20 protein-coding genes are annotated in these 20,168 nt (G+C 63.8%); 3 read left to right on the top strand and 17 right to left on the bottom strand.

The genetic code is table 11. The features are described 5' to 3' along the window. Positions 1 to 30: 30 nt before the first annotated feature. The 9 genes from G7020_RS19440 to G7020_RS19400 all read right to left on the bottom strand — a co-directional run bounded on the left by G7020_RS19440 (position 31) and on the right by G7020_RS19400 (position 7,489). Positions 31 to 2,034 (bottom strand): relaxase/mobilization nuclease domain-containing protein, encoded by a 2,004-nt coding sequence (locus G7020_RS19440; protein WP_000132148.1) that lies wholly within the window; start codon positions 2,032 to 2,034, stop codon positions 31 to 33. Positions 2,035 to 2,482: 448 nt separating this feature from the next. Further along, positions 2,483 to 3,070, bottom strand: coding sequence for a S26 family signal peptidase (locus tag G7020_RS19435; protein ID WP_003092304.1), 588 nt, complete (start codon positions 3,068 to 3,070; stop codon positions 2,483 to 2,485). Beyond that, positions 3,067 to 3,624, bottom strand: coding sequence for a DUF2840 domain-containing protein (locus G7020_RS19430; protein ID WP_023093372.1), 558 nt, complete (start codon positions 3,622 to 3,624; stop codon positions 3,067 to 3,069). The genes G7020_RS19435 and G7020_RS19430 overlap by 4 nt, the downstream gene beginning before the upstream one ends. Then, positions 3,621 to 3,884, bottom strand: a complete 264-nt coding sequence (locus G7020_RS19425) for a hypothetical protein (RefSeq protein WP_000147048.1) — start codon at positions 3,882 to 3,884, stop codon at positions 3,621 to 3,623. The genes G7020_RS19430 and G7020_RS19425 overlap by 4 nt, the downstream gene beginning before the upstream one ends. Next, a complete protein-coding gene (gene parA / locus G7020_RS19420) occupies positions 3,881 to 4,519 on the bottom strand; it encodes a ParA family partition ATPase (RefSeq protein WP_003092312.1) in 639 nt (212 codons plus the stop codon). Before parA ends, G7020_RS19425 begins: the two co-directional genes overlap by 4 nt. A gap of 241 nt (positions 4,520 to 4,760) precedes the next feature. After that, the gene (locus G7020_RS19415) at positions 4,761 to 5,606 is read right to left on the bottom strand and encodes a replication initiator protein A (RefSeq protein ID WP_022652188.1); all 846 of its coding nucleotides are present in this window, start codon (positions 5,604 to 5,606) and stop codon (positions 4,761 to 4,763) included. A gap of 26 nt (positions 5,607 to 5,632) precedes the next feature. Next, complete coding sequence (locus G7020_RS19410; RefSeq protein WP_001247107.1) at positions 5,633 to 5,917, bottom strand: helix-turn-helix transcriptional regulator; 285 nt, start codon at positions 5,915 to 5,917, stop codon at positions 5,633 to 5,635. A gap of 111 nt (positions 5,918 to 6,028) precedes the next feature. Beyond that, positions 6,029 to 6,799 (bottom strand): DUF2285 domain-containing protein, encoded by a 771-nt coding sequence (locus tag G7020_RS19405; RefSeq protein ID WP_003092318.1) that lies wholly within the window; start codon positions 6,797 to 6,799, stop codon positions 6,029 to 6,031. A 342-nt stretch (positions 6,800 to 7,141) separates the two neighbouring features. Next, positions 7,142 to 7,489 (bottom strand): DUF2958 domain-containing protein, encoded by a 348-nt coding sequence (locus tag G7020_RS19400; RefSeq protein WP_016487838.1) that lies wholly within the window; start codon positions 7,487 to 7,489, stop codon positions 7,142 to 7,144. 287 nt (positions 7,490 to 7,776) lie between these two features. Between G7020_RS19400 and G7020_RS19395 the strand changes: the two genes are divergently transcribed. Next, positions 7,777 to 8,070, top strand: a complete 294-nt coding sequence (locus G7020_RS19395; protein WP_006379425.1) for a helix-turn-helix domain-containing protein — start codon at positions 7,777 to 7,779, stop codon at positions 8,068 to 8,070. Positions 8,071 to 8,382: 312 nt separating this feature from the next. Here G7020_RS19395 and G7020_RS19390 read toward each other — a convergent pair whose 3' ends face one another. The 4 genes from G7020_RS19390 to G7020_RS19375 all read right to left on the bottom strand — a co-directional run bounded on the left by G7020_RS19390 (position 8,383) and on the right by G7020_RS19375 (position 12,721). Beyond that, positions 8,383 to 8,697: a DUF736 domain-containing protein gene (locus G7020_RS19390; RefSeq protein ID WP_001273857.1), complete on the bottom strand. Its 315-nt coding sequence runs from the start codon at positions 8,695 to 8,697 to the stop codon at positions 8,383 to 8,385. Positions 8,698 to 9,472: 775 nt separating this feature from the next. Continuing rightward, positions 9,473 to 9,682, bottom strand: a complete 210-nt coding sequence (locus G7020_RS19385) for a hypothetical protein (protein WP_022580212.1) — start codon at positions 9,680 to 9,682, stop codon at positions 9,473 to 9,475. 61 nt (positions 9,683 to 9,743) lie between these two features. Continuing rightward, positions 9,744 to 11,813 carry a ParB/RepB/Spo0J family partition protein gene (locus tag G7020_RS19380; RefSeq protein ID WP_000994919.1) on the bottom strand — a complete coding sequence of 690 codons (2,070 nt, stop codon included), beginning with the start codon at positions 11,811 to 11,813 and terminating at the stop codon, positions 9,744 to 9,746. Positions 11,814 to 11,893: 80 nt separating this feature from the next. Next, positions 11,894 to 12,721, bottom strand: coding sequence for a DUF932 domain-containing protein (locus G7020_RS19375; protein WP_003092327.1), 828 nt, complete (start codon positions 12,719 to 12,721; stop codon positions 11,894 to 11,896). A gap of 392 nt (positions 12,722 to 13,113) precedes the next feature. Between G7020_RS19375 and G7020_RS19370 the strand changes: the two genes are divergently transcribed. After that, a complete protein-coding gene (locus G7020_RS19370) occupies positions 13,114 to 13,767 on the top strand; it encodes an AAA family ATPase (protein ID WP_258189399.1) in 654 nt (217 codons plus the stop codon). Between the two features lie 11 nt (positions 13,768 to 13,778). Here the strand turns inward: G7020_RS19370 and G7020_RS19365 are convergent, their stop codons facing one another. Continuing rightward, positions 13,779 to 14,807: an IS30-like element ISShes10 family transposase gene (locus G7020_RS19365; RefSeq protein ID WP_011711660.1), complete on the bottom strand. Its 1,029-nt coding sequence runs from the start codon at positions 14,805 to 14,807 to the stop codon at positions 13,779 to 13,781. Between the two features lie 28 nt (positions 14,808 to 14,835). Between G7020_RS19365 and G7020_RS19360 the strand changes: the two genes are divergently transcribed. Then, a complete protein-coding gene (locus G7020_RS19360) occupies positions 14,836 to 16,686 on the top strand; it encodes an AAA family ATPase (RefSeq protein WP_336509732.1) in 1,851 nt (616 codons plus the stop codon). A gap of 66 nt (positions 16,687 to 16,752) precedes the next feature. Here G7020_RS19360 and radC read toward each other — a convergent pair whose 3' ends face one another. The 3 genes from radC to G7020_RS19345 form a co-directional block, all read right to left on the bottom strand. Next, a complete protein-coding gene (radC, locus tag G7020_RS19355; protein WP_003092330.1) occupies positions 16,753 to 17,262 on the bottom strand; it encodes a RadC family protein in 510 nt (169 codons plus the stop codon). Between the two features lie 351 nt (positions 17,263 to 17,613). Next, positions 17,614 to 18,678, bottom strand: coding sequence for a PDDEXK nuclease domain-containing protein (locus G7020_RS19350; protein ID WP_003092331.1), 1,065 nt, complete (start codon positions 18,676 to 18,678; stop codon positions 17,614 to 17,616). Next, positions 18,675 to 19,874 carry a tyrosine-type recombinase/integrase gene (locus tag G7020_RS19345; RefSeq protein WP_001062689.1) on the bottom strand — a complete coding sequence of 400 codons (1,200 nt, stop codon included), beginning with the start codon at positions 19,872 to 19,874 and terminating at the stop codon, positions 18,675 to 18,677. Before G7020_RS19345 ends, G7020_RS19350 begins: the two co-directional genes overlap by 4 nt. Positions 19,875 to 20,168: the final 294 nt, after the last annotated feature.

Here is a 20,168-nt window from a genome sequence, read left to right as displayed (position 1 = left end):
CTGCTCGACACCTTAACTCGGTACGACAGCCTACGGCCCCGATCCAATCCCAGGACCTCTTTGCCGTCCAACCTCCCATGACACACCGCCGCCGCGTACAGTCGCGGCGATCTGCTGCCCCAGTCGTGGCTCGATTATCGGCCGCCAAGGCACCAGACTGAATCCCATGCCGTCATCGAGCAGCGCATAGCGACCGCTGGCGAGCATGACCGAGCGCCGGTAGATGCCGGCTACGCGCTGCCCGTCTGTGACGTGCCGATGCTCCAATCCGCTATCGGCGGCAATGTGCTGGGCGGCCTGCGCCAGCTCCCGATTGCGCAGCGTTTCCAGCAGATTCCGGGAGAGAATCAGCCGCTGCCCGCGCCGCTGGGCCAGCCCCTGTTCTTCGAGGAAGTCGGCGCGCTGCTGCAAGGCTTGCCTAGCATCGCCGCCAAAGCCCAGGTCGCCCAGTCCCTTGCCGCCGCCGATCAACTGCTGATCCAGCCAGGTCGCGCCGATGACGCGGGCCTGCCGTTCAATCGGCAGATGCGATTTCAGTTCGACCGCCACGCCGCCCAGCCGCTGCGCGTCGTACTGGCGGCCACGCTCGGCCAAGTCGTCCGGCACCTTCCATAACCCCTCGGCCACGCGCTCCACGATGCCGGCCCGCCGTAGGGCTTCCAGCCGGCGGATATGGGCCGCCACAGCCTCTTGCGGGTCGCGGCCGGGCTTGGCTCGGCCTTGCTCGATCGCCAGGTGGTGATCGGTGCGGTACAGGCCATTGCTCGCCAGCGTGGCGATGTTCTTGTCGGCCGCCCGCACCTCGGCGGAACCGCGTACCTCCACCACCGCGCCGATGGGATAGTTCGCCAGCTCGTCGCGGGCGTCCAACGCGACGTAGTGGGCTTTGCCGTCCAACCCGTCGATGACCAGATAGCCGCGGTCGTGCAGCTCGTCGGCCAGACCCTTAGCAGCCACGCGACCGACGATAGTGCGGCCGTCGTCGCCCGGCTCGAACACCGCCAGCTCGCGAGGCTTGCCGCTCATGGCCCGCTGCATCGTTCGGATGATGTCGCCACGCTCGCCCAGGGCACGCAAGGTCTTCTCCGCGTCCGCATGGACGGCCCAGGTGCCGGGCTGCACCTCGTCGGCCAGGCCCAGGCGCTGCAAGTGTTGCAGGCGGCCGATCAGCAGCAGGCGCTGGCGTTGCAGCCGGGGTTCGTTGAAGCGTTCGATCTGCACCCGGCCATCCTCGCCGGCCTCGCGCTGCAACGTGCGGTCGAGGCTCGTCCACCGCTCTTGCTCCACCTCGCGCTGCAAGGTCTGCTGGATCTCCAGTTCGGTGCGCGGCCCCAGCCATTCCGTCGCCAGCTCGGCGGCGCGATGGCGGAAGCCGTGGGCGATGTAGTCGCCCGCGATGATGAGGTCTTTGCCGGTATCGTCGCGTCCGCGCACGATCAGGTGCGTGTGCGGGTTGTCGGTGTTCCAGTGATCGACCGCCACCCAATCCAGCCGCGTCCCCAGGTCGGCCTCCATCCGGTTCATCAGGTGCCGGGTGTAGGTGCGCAGGTCGTCCAGCTCCGCACTGTCTTCAGGTGAGACGATGAAGCGGAAATGATGTCGGTCGTCCTGGCAGCGTTCCTTGAAGGCATCGAGGTCGGCTTCGTCGGTCTGCGGCCCGTAGGCACGGCCCGGCTCGCCGTTCCGGCCGGCACCGTCGCGCTCGATGTAGCGCAGGTGCTTGGCGAGCGACTGCGGACTGGCGTTGCGCTGGTTGACCAGCAGCGTCTTGATGGTCACGCGCCGTGACATAGGGGTCAGCTTTGCGCCTGCGAAGCGCGCCGCCGTATGGCCGCGTCCAAGCCGTGAGCCGGGCCGCTGGCCGGCGTGCTGGCCGCTCCCGCCAGCGGTAGGACGGCGCACCGCCGACTTGCCGCCGCTGGCCTTGCCAGCCTGCTTGAGCACCTTGGAAACGAAGCTCTGGCCCTGGCCTTTGCCTCGGTTCTTCGGCGCGCCAGGGCGCACCCAGAAATCATGGTCGCCGCGGTCGGTCATGGCTGTGCTCCCTGCAAGCTCCGGCGTGTCCGAGCGTGCGAAGCACGCGGACATGCCTGCATCGGCGCGTGCCTCGCGCCCCACGCGGCACGGCGGCGAAGCCGCGCCGTGCCGCGCCACCCCCACGTGCAGACTGGCTTTGCGGGCGGCAGAGTGCCGAACCCTTTTGTCTTGCCTTCCGCCTTTGCCCCTCGCTCCCGCTCCGGGCATCGGCGGCCCGGCGGCGCTGCTGCACGAGCAGCCAGCCCGCCGGCGAACACGCCAATGGCCGCAGGCCAGGCGCGTTCGAGGCAAGACGCCTGCACGTTGGGCGGCTGCGCCGAAGGCAGCGCGAAGTGCGGTGCGAATGCACCCGCACTGCACGCGCGACGACACGGCGACGAACAGTAGAACGACATGCCCGATGGCACGATGAGAGGCGCGGCAAAGTGCAGCGAATCGGCGGCCATCATGGACGTGTCTCCAGCCAGATCGGATGCGCAACGCCGATCACGGCGAACGCGCTGACCGGCCCGAAATAGCGGCTGTCGAACGACGCCGGGTTGGTCGCGCTCAACAGGAACAGTTCGCCCGGTTGGAGACGGCGGCAAAGCTGCAAGGATGGCAGCGGCCGGCCCAGCCGGTCGGCAGGCAGGGCGGCGGCCACCGGCACGCCGTCGATGCGAACCTGGCCGGCGACGATGCAAACGTGTTGTGGCGCGACTGCGCCCACACGTTTGAGCAGCGGAACGCGGGTCGGCAGGTAGCCGCGCTGCGCAGCCAGCATGGCGGCCCTGTCGGGCAGCGGCATCAGCACGATGCTGTCCACGGACAGCGGACGTGGCCGCGAGGCGGTGCGCGGGTCGAACGGTTCGATGCGATACCAACCGACCGCCACGCTGTCGGACGGGTTGTAGGCCATTCGCGGCAGGGGCTGCACGAACGCCGCCCAGGCCAGCGCAGCGAGGCCGACGGTGGCGAAGCCTGCCAGCACGAGGCGAGCGCGCAGGCGCGAGCGAGGATGCGGCACGGGGCCGGTCGTGGAAATCGTGGTCATGGCAATGCCCTCCCGGCCAGCCAGGCGGCGTGCCGTTCTGCGGTGTATGTGGGTAGCGCCGAGCGCGCTGCGAGCCGGTTCGCGAGCGTGCGCCAGTACGCGGGCGATGTGTCTGCGGCTGCGATGCCCAGCGCCTCGATGCCGTCGATGCGTTCCAGCACGGCGCGCACGTTGGCATCGCCTTCGGCGTGCAGCAGCAGACGCGCGCCCGGCTGCACGCCGGGGATGCGCTGCACGGCGTCCAGCGGCGTGGCGGTCTGCATCACCATGAGCTGCCAGCGGATCGTGCCGTAGTCGTTGGCCTGCCAACGGATGCGGCACAGAACCGCGTTCGGCAGGAACACGGCGCAGCGCCGCCAGCGGTCGAGCTGGAGCGTGCGCGCCGGTTCGCCGAAGCGCAGGTAGAGCTTGAAGCGCGGTTCGATGTAGGCCAGCGCCACGCGCGTCAGCGGCACGTTGCCGGCCTGGCCGGCGAGTGTCGAAGGCGCCGGCGGCGGCGCAGCCGTGGGCGCACTTGCTTTGGGGGTGTGGGCGGTCGAAGCGGATGCGTTCACGGCGTGCCCTCCGGGGGAAACTCCCGCTCCAGCAGGTCGCGCAGCAGTTCGGCTACGGTCACGCCTCGCGTGAAGGCCGACACCTTGATGCGCGCCCGCATGGCGGGCGTGATGTCGAGCGTCAGTCGAGCGGTGTAGAGGTCGCCTTTCTGCACGGCATCTGCGTCGCCCTGGCGAATCCACGCTTCGGCGTGCGGATTCGCTGGGGGACGCGCACCGATGCCGACGCGCTTGCTGCGTGGTGGTGGCTTCCCAGTCATGTCGGCCACCGCAGCAGTTCGTCGGTGAGCGCGGCGATCTCGCGGGCAGCGGCGCTGTCGGGCGCGGTTTCGCGGGCGAGCCGGCCAGCGGCTACGCTGTCGGCAAAGACGATGCGCTGGTGGATCTCCGAGCGCAGCGCGGGCAGCGGCTGTTCGGCCAGCGATTGCCGTGCCTCCCTGCCGATGATGGTGGTGCTGACGCGCCGGTTGATGACGAAGGCCGCGCGCAGCGCTGGCCGGAACACCTGTGCTTCGCGGATCAGTGCGACCATCTCGGCAGAAGCCCATACGTCGTAGGGGCTGGGCTGCACGGGGATCAGCACGCGCTCGGCCGCCAGCAGCGCGGAACGCGCGAGGGCGGCGATGCGCGGCGGGCCGTCGATGATGATGTGATCGGCCCGCCTGGCGAGTTCTGGCGCTTCCTGATGCAGCGTTTCGCGGGCAAGGCCCACGGCGCTGAACAGACGGGGCAGGCCCTGCTGGCTACGCCGCTGCGTCCAGTCGAGCGATGACCCCTGCGGGTCGGCATCCAGCAGGATGACATGCAGGCCGCGCATCGCCAGTTCGCCGGCGATGTGCGTGGCGAGCGTGGTCTTGCCGACGCCGCCTTTCTGGTTGAGAAACGCGAAGATCATGGCGCGGCCCTCCGAGCTGGAAAGCCGGCCTGGCCGTGCCGTTTCGTGGTTGTCCACCGAAACGGCGCGCTTCTACTAAAAGTTATGTATTTCTTGTTAGGTAAGTTAGAGGGAACGCAAACCCGCGCCGTTGTTGGCTTTCCGGCGTTTTCGTACTCCTGATAGCACGAGGGTCGTACTCCTGATAGCACGATACCCGGTACTCCTGATAGCACGAGGCCGTCCACAGGTTCTCCCGCAGTTATCCCCGTGCCGCGTGCGGCACGGGCCGGAAGGTCAGCAGCTCGGTGTTGTCGTCCGGCATCCGCTCGATGCCGAGGACGTAGCCGGGCAACGACTGCCGCGCCACCAGGGCGCGCACGTCGTAGGCGAAGTCCGAGAAGCGGGCCGCGCTGCCGGATTTGCGGTACAGGTGTCGGAAGTCGAATTGCCAGCCGTGCTCCTGCCGCCCGCCATGCTTGCGCACCAGGCGGTACAGCCAGCGTTCGATACCGCCCTTCAAGCGGAAATAGGCCGGGTCGATGGTCAGCACCAGGGCGGCGTCGAGCACGCCGGCATAGAACCAGTCCGGCAAGATCAGCTCGATGCCCAGCGGGGTGCCGCTGGCGTCGGCGAGTTCCTTCCACTCGTTGATCCACGAGAAGCGATGCAAGCGCCTTCCCGTGGTTTCGCGGATGGACGTGGCCACCGTGGTCGATTGCAGCCGGTCGAGGGCGGCCTTCAGGCGCTGGTAGTCGTTGAGGGACGTGCCGCGCCCGATGAAGCGCAAAATCTCGTAAGGCGTGGCGCGTATCCAGCGCGACGGGCGCAGGCCCGCGTCGCGCGCCTCCACGATCTGCGAGGCGGCCCATATCAGCACGTCGGCATCCCATATCGTTGCGATGCCGTGCTCCTGCGTGCCTTCCACGCGAATGGTGACGTTCCCGCTGCGGAAGTCGATCGGCGCCGTGCGCCGCGACTTGGCAAGCGAGAAGAACGGAAAGGCCATCAAGTCCTGGGAATCGCGTGGCGCCATGTCGCCCGGCAGCGCGCGGAACAGATCGAGCTGTTCGCGCTGCGGCAAGGCTTGCCCTGGCGGGCTGGACATGGCGAAGGCCACCCACGCGCCGACGATCAGCGGCCATCACGGTAGTCGCCCGCGTGGCGCTCGGCGTATTCGGGATCGGACGTGGCCTCGTAGCTGCGCTGGTCGGCCCAGGCATCGAGGTCGGACACCGCGTACATGACGCGGCGGCCGAACTTGCGGAACTTGGGGCCGCCGCCGATCACCCGCTGCTTCTCCAGCGTGCGCGGCGACAGCCGCAGGTAGTCGGCGGCTTCGTCGTTTGTCAGGTAGCGTTGAGGCTGCGAGGTCGCAGTGACGGCAGCGGCGGCAGGCCGCGAGGGAGCAGGTCGCATGGGATGTACCTCCATCAAGCCCGGCCACACCACGCGGCCGGATAGAGGCACTCTCAAGAAAGCAAGGCTTCTTGCTAAGGGACGATTCGCACGGGTCGAGAAACGTCCCCCCTAATGCGACGGGAACATTGGAAGCTGCGCTAGTCGGCGGTAGCCGCCGTGCATCAGCTCATCGCCGCGGCGTACCAGCCGCCGTACGCGGGCACGCAATGCACTGTCTTTGTGCCAGTCGGCCGCGACGGCATCCGCGCCGAACAGACCTTCGCCCACCTCGCGCAAGGAGGCTCCCGCGAGGGTCGCGTCGAGCGCTTGCAAGGTATGCAGTTCCAGCAGCGCGGCGGGCGTGGGGCGGGAGCGGGCTGTTGCCACAGGCGTGGCCACGGTTGCGGCAGATAGCGCATCCAGCTTCGCAGCGAGCGTGCGGTAGCGCGCACAGGGCGTGGCGCAGGCGCGTGTGGCGTAGAGATAGGCCGAACCATCTTCCAGGTCGGGTGCGAGTGCCAGCCGAACGCAGCAGCCTGGCCAATGCGATACGAGCACCAGGCGCTTGCCGTCGTGGGTCAGTTGCTTGCGCCCAGGAATGCGCCAGAACTCGAAGGTATGCGCATCGGGTGGTGGGTCGGCGTCGGGGTATAGCTGCACCACGGCATCGTGATCGGGGAACCAAGCAGGATGTGCGTCGCGCGCATCCAGGCCGGGATCTTCCAGCAGGCGCAGGCCCCAGGCCTGCGCCGCATCAGGCTTGCGACGCCGGCGTAGCCAGTCGCGCCGGTAGCTTGGATTCCTGCGCAAATACTCCCAAGCCAGCGCTGGGCCATCGAGGTGCAGCGTGTAGAGATACGCGGCCGTGGGATACCAGTGTTGGCTGCTGCGGTCAGTCATGGCGAAACCTCCCTGTTTCTGGGAACGTCGCCACAATTCCGCTGTGCGGGAGCTATCGAATCGCCATCAAGTGGTCATCAAACTCGGGTTACGCTTTAACTGCTGGTGTCAAGACAGATTCGCTCCAGTGCATTGCCGAAATCGTCTAAATGCGACGACTGCACCGCCCGGAAATGGGGTGCAGCATTGAACACCGTGCCGAATCTCGCGCCTGGCATCATGACTGTTTTGGTCAGGAGCGCACCACCCTGGTGCAAGCATGCGGATCAAGACTTGCCAGGTCTTGGCTAAGACCGAAATAGTCACAATGCGATACTTTTTGCCTGGTCGCGCTGGAATGCGTCAATCGGTGATCGAACCGTTTTCCTGAGCCAGTCGAACGTATTCCGACAGCGGCCGCGTCGGCTGGAAATACCGATCTCGTATCACGGGCTGCTTGAGCGGCCCGACGATGGACGCCAGATCGGACAGCTTCACCGTCGCCAGGGCAGGCATCCCGATCCCGAGGTCGATCAGGCCGTAGGCCGTATCGCCATCGGTCGGATCGAGCGCGGCCAATAGCCAGGTCGCATGTGCGTCCGGTGTGAACAGGCGCACCACGGGCAGCGGGTCACATTCCTGGCCTGCGGCGCGGGTGAGGCCGTGGGCCAGTAGGTGCACCCGGTCTTCCTCGGTGACAAGCGTGGTCAAGGCCGCGCCCCTTCCACGAACACACGCAATCGCCGAGGCGCATCTGTGCCTGCGGACGGATGCACGTATGCGCAAGCGCACGAAGCCGCAAAAGCGGAGAGGCACGAAGGCGTATTGGTGGAAGTCAGGAAAGACACGGATGCGGTTCCCTGGGTCTGAGGAAATCCGCAGATGCGGATCTCCGTAAAAGCACGGAAAAGGAAAACATCACCACCAAATGAACACTATAGATTGTAGTCCTATAGGGCGCAATGGGCTGTCATCTTGGTTTTTTGGGGAAACCATAGGTGGCAGCGAAGAACTCATTGGCAGCGGCGATTCGGACGGTAAGGAAGGCGCGTGGTTTGAGCCAGGAAGCGTTCTCCAACGTGTCCAGTCGCACCTACATGAGCACGCTGGAGCGCGACCTGAAAAGCCCAACCATCCAGAAGCTGGCCGATCTGTGCGAGGTCATGGAAGTGCATCCGCTCACGCTGCTCACATTGGCTTATGCCGGTGACAGCACCCGCGAAGCTGATGAATTGCTGGCACAGGTGCGCCAGGAACTCAGGGCGATATTGGAAGAGCCCGACACGCCTTAGCGCGTTGGCGTGTGGTACTGAATTGCAGCAAGCGGAGCGCGCAGCGCCGCAGGCGCGAAGGCGTGAGGGATTGAAGCCGGATGGCCGTGACGGCTTGCCGGCACGGGGCGAAGCCCGAAAGCCCGGCGGCGCTTACAGCGCCGACACGCCACACACCGCTCGTTGACACGGATTGCGAGCCACAAGGCACGCATGCAGGCCCGCCGTGACGGGCGTATCCAGCACGCGGCAGCAGCAGAAATCCTGCGCGTGCGGTGCTGCGATCAGCAGCATCGCGCCCCGCCGCAGTGGGCGGGACGCGGTAAGCGGCTGTCAGGCCGCCTTCGGCTTGTTGCGCGACCAGATCAGGTCGTGCGTGCCGTCCTCGTTCTCGATCAGGCGGGCATAGACCGTCGCCGGGAACGAAGGGTCGTCGATGGATACGGACAGGTATTCCCGCCCGGCCTCGCTGGTCTTCTTCCACGCTGCGCCGACTTCGTGGCCAGCCGCTTGCAGGTGGAAGTCGGGGGCGTTCTCGGTGTCGCCCTTGTCGTTGGGAACCAGCTTGACCTTGACGTTGAGCGTCAGGGTGCGAAGCGTGCCGGTGAAGCCGTCTTTCTCTGCGGTGAAGGTGCCGATGTTAGCCATGATGTTTCTCCTTTCGGGTTGAACAAGGTCGCGCCAGTGCGTCCTTGTTGTGATCCGGCCGGCGGGGGATGGGCTGGTCGCACCGCACAGCGGTCGCAACAACGTGGAGAACCTGGAAGCGAAAAGAATTTGTCCCGCGAGGAATGCGCGCAGCGCAGGGGAAATTGTTTTCGCTGCAAGGTTGCGGCCATCAAGCACAAGGCGCAGCCGCGCCACCGCCAGGATTCACAACAAGACAAGGACGCACAGGCCGCCCGCTCCCGAATGGAGACGTGGCCAACTCGGCATCCCCGCGTGACGGCTGCACCGGCTTGCGCCCTGACGCGGGCCAGGTCAATGCCCCGACGACAAGGCCAGAGCGCCCCTGCCGCAGCTCACGGCCACATACTGAGGCGTGGTGTGGAAGCTCCATAGAAGCGAGGCTGGGCGGCGTGTCGGTGAACCGTCTTTCGTGACGTACAGACAACGAACCGCCAGCGTCGGGGACGGCACGCTTTCGTGCAACCTGCCGCAGCAAGCCGGGGCGTAGCCACACCAGCCCCGCCCATTGCGGCGGGGCTCGGTCGAATCGTTGGCGGCGCGATGCGCCGCCACACTTGCTGGCTTCGTGGATTTCGCGCACGAGCGCCCTTGTGCGTGGCCCCATCGCCGCCTGTCCGAAGGCGGCGATGGGGCGTTTTGGCTTTGAGCAGTGAAACCGGGCGCGGCCACCGCCGCGCCCGGAGTTTTCGACCACCGGCCCCAAGGCGGCACGGCTTGGGGCCGGTGCGGCTCGTTATTCCTTGGTTTCGATGATCCACCACACGGCGCGCGGCAAGGCGCGGCCCGTGAGGGGATGCAGATCGGTCAGGTCGGCGCGGGCCGTCCAGCCACGCGGCGGACGGTAGCCGCGCACGTCGCCGTCGCCGTGCCAGCGGCGGGCGCGCACCGTGCCGGAGGCATAGGTCGCAGCTATGCGGGGGCGGTTTGCGGGTTGGTGGGTCATGGCAGGCATCCTCAACATGAAGCGCCCCGGCCGGAACCGGGGCGCTATCTACGGTGCGAAGTCACGCGGCCAAAGCCTCGGCCTGCGGCTGGTCATCCGCCACGGCGGCCACTTCTTCCTGTGCTTCGGCTTCGCCATCCGCCGGCGCGTCCTGCCCGGTCTGCTGCGGGCCTTCGGAGCGGAAGATGGCGGGCATCCAGCCGGTGCCAGCGGCCAGCCGTTCGGCTTCGCTGGCAATGTCGCCCTTCTTCAACTTCGCCAGTCGGGTGACGTGCGAGGGCGCGAACCCGCCAACGGCTTCCAGAATCGCGGCCTTCGGCACATGCCGGAAGTAACCCTCATTGGTGGGCTGCCACCACGCGGCCATATCCAGCCCCACGGCCTGCGCCAGTTCCGCGCCGGGCTGGTGCGGCGTGGCGCGAGGCGTCACCACGTCCACCGTGGAAGCTAAGCACACGGCCAACAGCCGCACCAGTTCATCCTGTGATTTCGCCAGCAGCGCGGCGAACAGTTCGGCGCTGTCCTCCGGCAAGGTTTCGCCTGCCACCTGTTGCAGTTCGCGCAGCGCCACGGCGGCGGGTGATTCCGGCCAGTCCGGGGCCATGCCTTCCAGCCGGTCTTGCACCGTGAGGCGCACACCCAGCGGCAGGTCGTGCCCGTAGTGCCTTTCCTGCAAGACGGTCTGCACCATGCCATGCACCACGGCGGCCAGCGCTGCTTGCGGATGCCGTGCAACTTCGATTTGCAGCGCAGCGGTACGGTGCGCGCTCAACCGCTGCGCCAGTCGGTCAGACATGGCGGCGGTCTTGGGCTGCTCGTCGTCCTCGCCTGCGTCCTCGTTCGCGGCTTCGCCTTCGCTGCCGAAACCCTGCCGCAGCCGCTCCAGCGTGCGCAGTGCCTTGGCCTCCGCTTCGCGCAGCAGCCCGCGATGAATCGCGGCCTGCCCGTCGCGGTCGATGGTGACAATGGCACCGGCTGCGGCCTTCACGTTGGCCGCATAGTCCAGCAAGCCATCTTCCAGCGCCTGCAACTGCTCGCCCAGGCGTTCGCCTTCTTCCTGCAAGGCATCGGCCTTTTCCTCGTCCTCGTCGTCCAGCGCGGCATCCACCGCCTCGGCCAGTTCGTGCAGCTTGGTTTGCAGCTTCTCGATGCGCTGCGCGTCGCGCTTGTTCGGACTGCGGCGTTCCCTTGGCGCACGCTGGAAGGCTTGCAGATCGGCATGGGTCATGCCCGGCGTGGCATCCACCCACGCCCAGCCCTCGGCCTGCACCTTGGCGGCGATACCTGCCAGCTTGTCCTGCGCCAGCCGTTCCAGCAGTGCGGCATCGGTCAGATACACGCCTTTGTCGCCCTCCGCGAACAGGTCGCGGCGGATGCCACCGCCTTCCTGCTCGTAGCCGTCCAGCCCGACAAAGCGCACCAGCGGATGCCGGTAGGCGTCGATTTCGCGTTCGGTCAGGCGGTCGCGCAGGTTGTGCGGGCCGCGCTGCCATGTGGGCGCATCGTAGAACGCGGCTTCCTGCGCAGCATGGTCGTCGGTGATGGCGAGGGCCATCAACTGGTCAAGGCTCACGGCCTCGGCCCGGTAGTCGGCCAGCAGGCGCGGCGACACGTTGGCGAGTTTCAGACGGCGCTGCACCACCAGCGGCGTGACGCTGAAATCCGCTGCAATGTCCTCGATGCTGCGGCCTTCGGCCACGAGCGCGGCGAACGCCTCGAACTGGTCGGCGGGGTGCATGGCTTCGCGCTGCACGTTCTCGGTGAGGCTGGCCGTGCGGGCGGTGCCATCGGCCACCAGCAGGCAAGGCACCTCCCATTCCTTGCTAATGCGGTGCTTTTTCGCCAGCAGCTTCAACGCTGCGAGGCGACGGTCACCGGCCACGACCTCGTAATGCTCGCCATCGGCGGCGGCAATCACGATGAGGTTTTGCAGCAGGCCGACACGCTGGATGCTGGCGGCGAGTTCGGGAATGGACATGCGCGGGGTCTTGCGCACGTTGCGGCCAGTGGGACGCGACACCAGCCGCGACAGCGGAACCAGAATCAGGTTCTTGGTCGGATCAGCGGCTTCCAGCGGGATAGCGGCGGCGGTGTTGATGGCGCGGGCTTCGGTTTGGGTAACGGCGTTCATGGTGATAACTCCTATCGGTTCAGGGATGCAGCAGCGAAGAAAGCGACAAGGGCTGCTGCCTGCCCCTGCCGCGTGGGGATTCAGGCTTTCAACTGGCGCATGCCATCGGCCAGCAGCCAGAGGGCGCGATTTAGTCGGATGTTTTGGTCGATGCCCTGCACCGGGCGGGTTTGCTGTCGGCGCCCGTTGGCGCTGCGGCCACGCAGCCCGCCTTGGGTCAGGTTTTCTTGGGTGCGGTTGAACACGCTCCACAGGTCGGGGCGGCGGTCGTCGAAGCGGCGCGGCATCAGGATTTGCGATTCCGTGATGGGCGCGGGCTTGTCGGGGTCGTCGTACTTGAGGGCGAGCGCGGCGCGGGCGAACACTTCGGATTCGCCATCGTCCAAGGTGATGCCGCGCATGGCATCGCGCGATTCCTTCACCCGATCGAAACCGCTCAAGACTTCGTAAGCCCCCTCAATGACCAGACCGGCCACGTCGCCTTTATGGGGCACTCGCACATCGGCCACGGTGTTGCCGCAGACAAGGCCATTGCTGCACACGAACCGGAACATTCCGGCCAGCATCTGATAGCTGCTGGTGCCGTCGTGCGAGTTCAGCAGCACGATTTCGTTGGCCTCCGCGCCGTTGATCTGGCTGGCATGGCGCAAGCGAATCATGTGTTTGGTGTGCTCGCGCTTGCCTTCGTCGCGCACGCGGGTTTGCGTCACCATGAAAGGCTGGAAGCCTTCTTTGCGAAGCTCGGTCAGCACGGCGGCGGTGGGGATATAGGCGTACCGCTGCGAACGGCTCTCGTGCGGGGCATCCGCGAAGATGGACGGGGCCACGCGGTGAATCTGGTCGTCGGACAGCGGGTAATCGCTGCGCAGCGAGGGGGAGCGGAAAGCGAAACGGGATGCGAGTTGCATGGTCTTTCTCCTGACAAAAGAGGTTTGCTGTTCACACCGCACACCGGATTTCTAGATTCGGAGCCCAGCCTTTCGGCTGTTTGGTGCGGTCGGCACGAGGAACCCGGTTGGCCCTGTTGCCACCGTCTTTCCTGAGTTCATCGCCCGCGCCCAAAGGAGCGCGCGGACGGGGGCCGTCAAGGAGCCAAGCGCAGGGTTGGTGCGGCCCGCAGGCGCAGCCGAGGACACGGCCCTGCGCGCCTTGACGGCACACGGTCGCGGGCTACGGTCGCGGGTAAGGTGATGAAGTCAGGGGAGACGGCTGGACAAGGCAACGGCCATCCCTTTGTGCTGACCGCACGCAAGCGAAGCGCGCAGGCCCGAAGCTGGAAGCCGGGCCGTAGGCGTCAGCGATGCGGAAGGCTGGCGAAGCCAGTCCCGCCAGGGATGAGCGACTAGCGAACCTGGAGCAGCGCGATCCGCGAAGCGGAGACGCAAGAGGACTCTTCGTTTACCATTTGTTTCGCAAGCAAATGATGGGAAAGCAAGAACACGGAGATATAGAGATGATTGTCTGCATCAACCGCCTCAAACAGTTCGGAATCTTCAGCGACTTCAATGGAACGAAGATCCAAAAGTTCGGCCGGTACAACCTGGTCTATGGTTGGAATGGAACAGGCAAGTCAACGTTATCGAATCTATTCTCTTGCTTTGAGCTTCGCTCGATGGTTCCCCGCTTCAGCACGGGCCAATTTTCAGTAGTTCTGGAGGATGGCTCAACGATCACGGAATCCACACTCCACTCATCCCAATTGAATATTCATGTTTTCAATCAACGCTTCGTGCATGAGAACATTGATTGGGACAAATCCGTAAAGAGCATCCTTCTTATTGCGAAAGAGAAGATTGATGACTTGCAGAAGCTGGAGAAGCTGAAGAGCGAGCTTCAGTCGAAAAAGAAGGCTCACGACGACAAGCAAAGCGATATCAAGAAGCAGCGTGAGGCATTAGAGAAGTTCCTGACCAATGCTGCCAAGAAAATGAAGCTTGGCGGTTGCAGGATCTGAGTGCAACACGGTTATTGAATTGAAGCGGGAGCATCATGCCGCATCACCACGGCTTCTTGCATCACTTCGCCCATCACCTCGATCGGGCATTTGAAGTCGAAGCGTTTGCGCGGTCGCATATTCAGTTGCAAAGCGATGGCGTCCAGGGCTTCCTGACTATGCACCGACAAGTCCGTGCCCTTGGGCAGGTACTGGCGGATCAGTCCATTGATGTTCTCATTGCTGCCGCGTTGCCAGGGGCTGTGCGGGTCGCAGAAGTAGATCGCCACCCCGGTCCGCTGGGTGATCTCGGCGTGCCGCGCCATCTCCCGGCCCTGGTCGTAGGTCATGCTCTTGCGCACCGCCAGCGGCATGCCATTGAGCGCCGCACTGAAGCCCTCCAGCGCCGAGGTCGCCGTCGCGTCGGCCATCTTGATCAGCATCAGGTAGCCGCTGGTACGCTCCACCAAGGTGCCCACCGCCGAGGCATTGGCCTTGCCCTTGATCAGGTCGCCCTCCCAATGGCCTGGCATCAGCCGGTCTTCGACCTCCGGCGGGCGCACGTGGATGCTGAGCATTTCAGGGATCTGGCCGCGCCGATCGACGCCGCCAGAGCGCGGCCTGCGACTCGTCTTGCCCTGGCGCAGGCAGATGATCAGCTCCTTGCGCAGGCCACCGACCGGCAGGGCGTAGATCGCGTTATAGATCGTCTCGCGGCAGACGTAGGCCTCTCTGAGGCTGGGTATGTTCATGCTGCGCAGCTTGCCGGCAATCTGCTCGGGAGACAAACCCTCACGCAGCATATGGACGACCAGCTCGAAGCGCTCACTGCCCGGCAGCAGCTTGCACTGAGGCCTGCAGACCTGGCGGCGGACCTGCATCTGCTGCTGGGCAGCACAGGCCTGGTAGCGGGTGCCAGGGGCCCGGTTGCGGCGCAGCTCCCGGCTGATGGTCGAGGGGGAGCGGCCGAGCATCCGGGCAATTCGCCGCTGGCTGAAACCTTGGGCAAGGCCGAGTTGAAGGGTCGCACGTTCGGGGATACTGAGTTCGTGATAGGACATAGTGGCAGCACCGTACCGGAAAGGTCAGGTGTTGCACTCAGTTTTTGCGGCCGCCCTTGGACTTCAGGCGATTGATACGAGCGACAGTTATTACTTGAATTACGACCGCCGCAAGCTCTTCAACTTCATACAGAATAACGGCGAGACAATTATCAAGGCGGAGTCGGTTCTTCCAGATGAGAGGGTTATCGACCTTACGAATGCCGCCAAGCCAGATCAGCTTCCAAGCATTGCTTTCGCCTCAACGGCCATTGAGCCGGACTACTTTAAGAAAGCGGCGGGCCGCATCAGAGATTTGATTGGGACTACGGCGGTCAATCAAGCAATCCAGCGGCTGACCGATAACCCGGAAATCCGCGAATGGGTTCAAGCAGGCTTGGAAATCCATAAAAACCACGACTCGCAATCCTGCGAGTTCTGCGGCTCTCCGTTCGCCCAGCTTCGTGCCGAGGCGCTTGCTGCCCACTTCAGCAAGGAGTTCACGGAGTTTCAGAGCCGACTTCAGAACGCGGCGACATGGATTGAATCTCAAGGCGCTCCAGCTAATCAGTTTCCCGCATCGACCGAGTTTTATAAAGAACTATCGGCCGAGGCAGAGAAGCTTCAAAAGGACTACGCAACTGCTGCTGAAAAGATCGACCAGCAAATCGACGCCTGGCGGGAAGCCCTGAAGGCCAAGATCACAGACCCTGGGAAGACAGACATTCAGATCTCGGATGTGGTTGAAGACGATGTCACCAATTTCAATGACATCCTGAAATCGATTGTTGCTCTCGTTGGAAAGCACAACAATAAGACTTCAAATTTCAAATCTGAGACCTCAAAAAGCAAGGTGGCACTGGAGCTTCACTTTGCTGCGGCTGAGGTGCAAGAGTTTGACTATGCTGGAAGTGAGAAGAAGTGCAATGACCTTGAGTCAGAAGCAAAGAACGACCATAAGGAAATTGAAAAAATTAGTCTAGAGGTCGGAGCCATAGAAGCGGCGCTCTCGAATGAAACGGTCGGGGCAAAGGAGTTCAATGACATCCTGCATCGCTTCATTGGCCGCTCTGAGCTTTGCCTGAACTTCAATCAGAAGAAGAAAGGCTATGAGATCATCAGAAACGGGGTTGGTGAGCACGATGGGAATTTGAGCGAAGGTGAGAAAACTGCGATTGCATTTGTCTATTTCATCACGAAGCTCAAAGAAAATGGAAATAACATCAAGGATACGATCGTCGTCGTTGACGATCCGGTCTCAAGCTTTGATTCTAATCACTTGTTTCACGCCTACTCGTTTTTGAGAACGCAATGCACTGAAGCCAAGCAACTTTTTGTGCTGACTCACAACTTCACTTACTTTAAGCTAGTGAGAGACTGGTTCACTGGCACCAATAGGAATCGAGTCAAAAAAGGCAACGCCGAGAATTGCTTCTTTTATCGCCTGGATGCGCCACCTGGCTCCCCTCGTCACTCCCTACTTGTGGATGCCGACGACTCACTCAAGAACTACGGTTCCGAGTACCACTATATCTTCAAGAAGCTCTACGAATATAGGGCGCACACAACACTCAATCGAGATGAGGCGTTCTTGACCGCCAACCTCGCCCGAAAGCTTGTTGAATCGTTTTTCACCTTCAAATATCCAAGGCGTCGAAGCGACATTAGTCAATTGATGGAGGCTGGCCTAAAAGATTGCACCATCACGACACCAGAGCTTAAAGAAAAAATCTACCGCTTTATCAATAAGTATTCACATAGCGACGTTATTGAGATAACAGAGGAATCCGCAGAAAACTTGGCAGGCGAAAGCCACAGCGTCATCGGGAACATCTTCCAGTGGCTGGAAGAGGTGGACAAGAAACATTACGACGAGATGATTCAGGTTGCGACGGCCTGAGCATCAGGCCGCGAGGGCCATAGCTATGCCACCAGGCGCAGCAAAAAGGGGCCGAAGCCCCTTGGGCTAGATCAGCCCATGCTCGGCGAACGATGCCGTTTCGTTGCCCGCAACGATGATGTGATCGAGCACGCGCACGTCCACCAGACCCAACGCTTCCTTGAGCCGCTGGGTCAGCGCCCGGTCAGCCGCGCTCGGCTCGGGGTTTCCGCTCGGATGGTTGTGCGAAACGACGACCGCCGCCGCATTGAGCCGCAGCGCCTCCTTGACCACTTCGCGCGGATACACCGACGCACCGTCAATAGTGCCGTGGAACATCTCCCTGTATTCGATCAGACGATGGCGCGTATCCATGAACAGCACTACGAACACCTCATGCTCGAAGCTGGCCAACTTTGTACGCAAGTATTCCTTGACCGCCGCCGGCGAAGTGAACTCTGCTCCGCGCCGCATTTTCCGGTCAATGACCTGGCGCGCAGCTTCCAGAATGTCGTCGGCCGATGCCGGTAGATAGCGCCCGTGCGCGTCGCGCACCAGCAGACAGGAATCGAACGAGGGAAAGGACAGTTGCGACATGATCGTGCTCCGGTTGCTCGGGCGGAATTGCCCGGAACCGGCGGCAGCACGGCGCAGCGCAAGCAGTCAGGGGTCGCAGACGGCCGCCAGGACGCAAGCGCGCATGGCGCGCGCCGCCCTTGACGGCGAGAACGCCGTGATACGGTGAAGGGAACAGCAAGACCGCCCACACCCGCCCACTGCACAGAGTCGATTTTTGGCAAGCGGAGCGCGCAGGCCCGGATCAACGAGCCGGGACGGAGGCGTCAGTGATGGAAGCCCGACAGGGGCGAGACTCGCGCAGCGAAGCTCGATGCGCAGCACGACAGCGCGACGGCGGCACGCCGGGACGCCCGACTGCTTGGGACAGGACTACTCGTTGTCCGTCTTGCGCTGCTCGATTTGCAACTGCGCCCGTTGCGTTGCCTGTTGCAGCCGCTCCACCAGCACGCCCCTCGGCGGCAAGGCGGTCAGATACTCGGCAACGTGGATGCCGGACTTGTCCAGCTCCAGCAATTCGATCTGCTCGCGCTTCTTGCCGGTGCAAAGGATGATCCCGAGCGGCGAGGCTTCCTCCGGCTCCCGTTCGTGCTTGTCTAGCCACCGAAGGTAAAGCTCCATCTGCCCTTTGTAGGCCGCCTTGAAGTCACCTACCTTCAACTCCACCGCAACCAGCCGCCGCAGCTTGCGATTGTAGAACAGAAGGTCAAGGTGGAAATCCTCGTCGTCGATCGGAATGCGCTTCTGCCGGGCGACGAATGAGAAGCCCGCGCCCAGCTCCAGCAGGAAGGACTCCATTTCACGGATGATCGCCGCTTCCAAGTCGCCTTCCTGCCAAGTGTCCCGCAGGCCCAGGAAGTCGAGGATGTACGGGTCGCGCATGACCAGGGCCGGCGACATGCGCTGCGCATCGCGCAGGGTCGCCAACTCCTGCGCTATGGTTTCTTCCGGCTTTTGGGAAAGCGCCGTGCGCTCGTACAGCATCGAGTCGATACGCTCGCGCAGCGTCCGCACGCTCCAGCGTTGGGTGCTGGCCATCTGTGCGTAGTAGTCCCGCTGGAGCGGGTCTTTCAGCGGCATCAGGGCGATGAAGTGCGTCCAGCTCAATTCTCGTATCAGTGATACGAGAATTCGCTCGTCGGGGAAGGTGGCGGCGAACTGCACCATGCGGCGCAAGTTCTGCTCTGCAAAGCTGCTGCCGTACTCCTCCACCAACTGCGCAGCCAAGGTGGGCAGAACTTCCTTGCCGTAGGCGCCCCGGCGCCTGTCCAAGACCTGCGTGTGGATGCGTTGGCCGATGCGCCAGTAGAGCATCGTAAGCTCGCTATTCACCGTCGAGGCGGCGCGCAAGCGCGCCGCCTCGATCAGTGCCCGAATGTCGCCCAGCAGCGCCGCGGGCGCTGCGAGCGATGCTGCTGATGGCCGGCGCCCGTTCATGCCACCGCCTCCGCAAGCTGCCGCGCGCCCGTGATGGCTTGGCGGCGGCTGGCCACCAGCTCGGCCGCCTCGCGCACCGGCTTGTCCTCGGTGTGGACGTAGTGCATGAACATCGCCACGGTCTTGTGGCCCGTCAGCTTCATTCCCACTTTGGTCGGCACACCGGAATTGGCAATGTCGGTGGTCGAGCGATGACGGATGCCGTGCGTGCCTACGTGCGGCACGCTGGCGGCCTTGAGCGTCCGGCACCAGCCGCCATAGTGCTCGCCAAAGGTCAGGTGCTTGGCCGGGTCGTTCGGCGACGGCAGGACGTAAGGGCAGCCTTCCAGACGCGGCGCCGTCGAAAGCAGCCGATAGGCTTCCTCGCTCATGGGCTTGGAAATGCCGCCAACCTTGCTGTCGGGCCACACCACGCGCCGGTTCTCGAAGTCCAGCCAGCTCCATTCGAGCGGGCAGATTTCGGAGCGCCGCGCCGCAAACTCGAATTGCAGCCGGATCGCCAACGGGATGACGTAGTTCTCCAGCCCCTCCGCCTCCAGTTTCTCCAACTGGCGGAAGATCCGCACCATTTCCTCGTCCACGATGAGCCGGGTTTCCTTGCCCGGCGGGTACATCGGGACGTGGCGGCACGGATTCGTGCCGTCCGGGCGGAAGCCCCAGACTTCGGCCAAGTTGAACATCTTGCGCAGCACGCCGAAGGTCTTGTTGGCCTCGGTCGGCTTGTAGGCCAGCTTTTCCATGAGCCCCGCAATGTCGGGCCGCTTCACGTCATGCACCTTCTTGCGGCCCAGCAGCGGGATGATGTTGCGGTCGATGACGCCCTGGTAGCCGTCCTGCGTGCTGACCTTGTTGCGCTTCTTGGAGTAGTCCTCCATGAACTTTTTGCACAACTCGGCCATCGTGGGCGCCTTGCGCGCCTCGGCCTTGGCACCGCCGGGATCACCACCCCGGCGAACCTCGGCCAGCCAGTCCTGCGCTTTGACCCGCGCCTGTTCGACGGTTAGCTCCCCGTAGAGTCCCAGCGAGGGCTTGCGGGGCTGGCCAGAGTTCGTGCGGTACTGGAGCATGAACACCCGGCGTCCCGTCGAGGTAATCTTGCAAAGGAAGCCGGGCACGACGGTATCCCGTAGTTCGATGTCCTTCGCCTGGGGTTGCGCCGACTCTACGGCGGTCTTGGTGAGCTTGATCTTTGCCATGATGACTCCTTGGAACGACCCGGATTCCAGGAGCCAGATAGGAGCGGCGCGAGGGAGAACCGGGTCAAGTTTCAGAAAGCACCGGCATATGATGGAAGCGCGTAAGCTATTGATAAACCTGCTGTATCGGGCTACGTCGCAGTCCAGCGAACTACCGGGCTGGAGTCATCGTGAAACAAAAAACCCGCTCGAGGCGGGCTTTATTTGCTACGTGTCAGCTCAACGAACTCGGACTGCCTCAAGGGACAACAGATCCTCAATGTGATCCGCAGCATCGGCCCGCAAACGGCTCTC

It is taken from the genome of Stutzerimonas stutzeri, assembly GCF_013522825.1.
Lineage (GTDB): Bacteria > Pseudomonadota > Gammaproteobacteria > Pseudomonadales > Pseudomonadaceae > Stutzerimonas > Stutzerimonas stutzeri_AK.
This window is presented reverse-complemented; position numbering and strand designations above follow the sequence as displayed.